This window comes from Nocardia noduli (assembly GCF_019038455.1).
GTDB lineage: Bacteria > Actinomycetota > Actinomycetes > Mycobacteriales > Mycobacteriaceae > Nocardia > Nocardia noduli.
The window spans coordinates 1-1987 of record NZ_JAFMPL010000218.1 but is presented as its reverse complement, the minus strand read 5'-3'; the positions used below and the strand labels follow the sequence as shown (position 1 = coordinate 1987).

The 1987-nt window shown below is 63.3% G+C and carries 1 protein-coding gene and 1 pseudogene; both read left to right on the top strand.

From position 1 onward, the window contains the following. Position 1 precedes the first annotated feature (1 nt). Positions 2-343 (top strand): annotated as a pseudogene (locus JZ792_RS43355) (hypothetical protein); the annotation flags it as partial. A 363-nt stretch (positions 344-706) separates the two neighbouring features. Beyond that, positions 707-1987: beta-ketoacyl reductase (locus JZ792_RS42520; RefSeq protein ID WP_254191092.1), on the top strand; the 1281-nt coding region annotated here is incomplete at its 3' end.

Here is a 1987-nt window from a genome sequence, read left to right as displayed (position 1 = left end):
CGTGACCGGGTCACTGCGCCGCGACGACGGCGGACTGGACCGGCTGCTGTCCTCGCTGGCAGTGGTGGATGTGTCCGGTGTCGGAGTCGATTGGACACCGGTCTTCGATGGCCGTAGCGCGTCGCGGATTCCGTTGCCCTCCTACGCTTTCCAACACCGTCGTTACTGGCTCGACACGGTAACCGCATCCGGAGACCCCGACTCGCTGGGATTGTCGGTCGGGGTAGACGGTGGCGTCGACGGTGAATTCTGGGATGCGGTCGCTCGTGAGGATTGGGAGGCGTTGGGCCTCGAAGAAGGCTGCACTATCGGTGAAGTATCACCTTTGTTGTCGTCGTGGCGGCAGCAGCGTCGCGCCCAATCAGTGATCGATCAGTGGCGTTATCGAATCGGCTGGAAGTGGTTGGCCGAGAAGCCTGTCCGCGTGTCGGGGAAATGGCTCGTGGTGAGCCTGGCCGGGGCTGCGATAGGCGATGAAGTCTGTGGAGTATTCACAGCGGCGGGTGTGGAGACTCGGTGCTTGAAGGTTGACGCCGATCGGATGACGCGGCAAGCGATTGCCGATCTGCTCGAATCCGCAGGCCTATGGGACGAGTTCTGTGGTGTCGTTTCGCTCATTGCCTTGGATGACGGGATCGGTGGCGATTCACCCGTGATCTCTCGTGGTGTATTGGGAAATGTGTTGCTGCTCAAGGTATTGCATGAGATGGGTGCTGAGATCCCGTTGTGGTGTGTGACCAGCAGCGCAGTAGTCGTGAGTCCGTCGGATCGATCCGTCGATGCCACCCAGTCACAGATGTGGGGGGTGGGGCAGGTAGCAGGTCTGGAACTTCCGCAGTCGTGGGGAGGGCTGATCGACCTTCCGAACGTGCGGGACGACACCATCTTGCGCAGCCTGCCGACGGTGCTGTCGCGTGAAGACGGAGAAGATCAGCTGGCCATCCGCGAGAGCGGTGTCTACGGACGGCGGATGATGCGGGCACCCTTGCCCGGTTCCGGTCGGGGCAAGCATTGGCGTCCCCGCGGGACAGTCCTCGTTACCGGCGGCACCGGAGGAATCGGGGCACATGCTGCACGATGGTTGCTCGCAAACGGCGCAGAACACGTGGTGTTGGTGAGCCGTCGCGGGCGACAGGCTCCAGGCGCGATCGAGCTGGAGCAGGAACTGAGTGCCCTCGGCGGGCGAGTGACGATCATGGCCGCCGACATCGCCGAACGCACCGACGTGGCCGCGGTGATGTCCGCGATCGACAACGCCAGCATCCCGCTCACCGCTGTGATCCACGCGGCGGGAGTGGTCGATCAGCGGCTGTTGGCCGAGATCGACTCGGAGTCCATGACCACCGCAGCCGCGGCGAAAGTCGGGGGCGCACAGCATTTGGACGAACTACTCGGCGATCGCCGTCTGGACGCCTTCGTGCTGTTCTCCTCGGGCGCTGCGACCTGGGGCGGTGCCGGACTCGCCGCATACGCGGCAAGCAACGCCCACCTCGACGGCCTGGCACAGGATCGTCGATCGCGCGGACTGGTCGCCACATCCCTGGCTTGGGGCGGCTGGTCAGGCGGCGGGATGACCGAAATCGGCACAACCACCGAATACTTCGATCGGCTCGGGATCCGGTTGATGGAACCCGATCTGGCCTTGCAAGCATTGAGCCAAGCAGTCGCCAACAACGAAACCTTGGTGACCGTCGCCGACATCGACTGGCCGCAGTTCACCGTCTACTACACACTGTCTAGGCGTCGACTGCTCATCACAGACATACCCGATGCCCGAACCGACACCGACCACGCTGTCGACACCGAGAACACAGGATTGTCACTGCGGCAACGCTTGTCCGGCCTCGACGAAGCCGAACAGATCAAGATCCTGCTGGAATTGGTGCGGACCCAGGTGGCGATCGTGCTCGGACACGACGACGCCACCGCGATCGACGCCGACCGTAACTTCCAGGAACTGGGATTCGACTCCCTCACCGCCGTCGAA